1 protein-coding gene is annotated in these 1,094 nt (G+C 65.2%); it reads left to right on the top strand.

Annotated elements, in window-relative coordinates; all coding sequences use genetic code 11:
* Nucleotides 1-10 precede the first annotated feature (10 nt).
* On the top strand, nt 11-1,094 hold a 1,084-nt coding region (gene pknB, locus Vau01_RS62990; protein ID WP_204015477.1), incomplete at its 3' end, for a Stk1 family PASTA domain-containing Ser/Thr kinase.

The raw sequence follows: 1,094 nt of genomic DNA on the forward strand, positions 1-1,094 counted from the left end.
GCGAGACGAGATGACCGCGCAGGCCCGCCTTCTGGGCGGGAGGTACCAGGTCGCAGAGCTGCTCGGCTTCGGCGGCATGGCTGAGGTTCACCGTGGTCGTGATACGCGGCTCGGTCGTGATGTTGCGATCAAGACCCTCCGGCATGATCTGGCTCGCGATGCCACGTTTCAGCTCCGGTTCCGGCGTGAGGCGCAGAATGCGGCTTCGTTGAACCATCCGGCGATTGTGGCGGTGTATGACACCGGTGAGGAGCATGCTCCGACCGGTGAGGAGTTGCCGTACATCGTCATGGAGTACGTCAATGGCCGTACCTTGAAAGAGGTGCTGGCGATCGAGAATCGGATCCAGCAGCGGCGGGCGTTGGAGATTGTGGCCGATATCTGTTCGGCGCTGGATTTCAGTCACCGGCACAGCATCATCCACCGTGACATCAAGCCGGGGAATGTGATGCTGACCCAGACGGGTCAGGTCAAGGTGATGGACTTCGGCATCGCGCGGGCGTTGGCCAGTGGTGCGAGCACGATGACGCAGACGTCGGCGGTTATCGGTACGGCTCAGTATCTGTCGCCGGAGCAGGCGCGGGGTGAGGCGGTCGATGCCCGTAGCGATGTGTATGCCACGGGTTGTGTGATCTTCGAGTTGATCACGGGGCATCCGCCGTTTGTGGGTGATAACCCGGTGAGTGTGGCGTACCAGCATGTGCGGGAGGAGCCGCGGGCGCCGAGCGAGTCGAACCCGGATATCACGCCTGATGTTGACGCGGTGGTGCTCAAGGCGTTGGCGAAGAATCCGGCGAACCGGTATCAGAGTGCGGGGGAGATGCGGGCTGATCTGCTCCGGGCGGCGGCTGGGCGGCCGGTGTCGGCGCCGCCGGTGATGACCGAGGCGGAGCGGACGGCGATGATGGCGCCCGCGCCGCGGCAGATGACCGGTCAGCTGAACCGCACACCGGCGCGGGTGCCGCCGCAGCGGAGTCAGAAGCGTGGCAGCACCGCCCTGGTGGTGTTGATCACGGTGCTGGGCATGCTCGCGCTGGGTGTGCTGGGCCTCGGCCTGTACCTGGCCAACCAGTCCTCCGACGTCACGGTGCCGA

Source organism: Virgisporangium aurantiacum (assembly GCF_016863635.1).
Taxonomy (GTDB): domain Bacteria; phylum Actinomycetota; class Actinomycetes; order Mycobacteriales; family Micromonosporaceae; genus Virgisporangium; species Virgisporangium aurantiacum.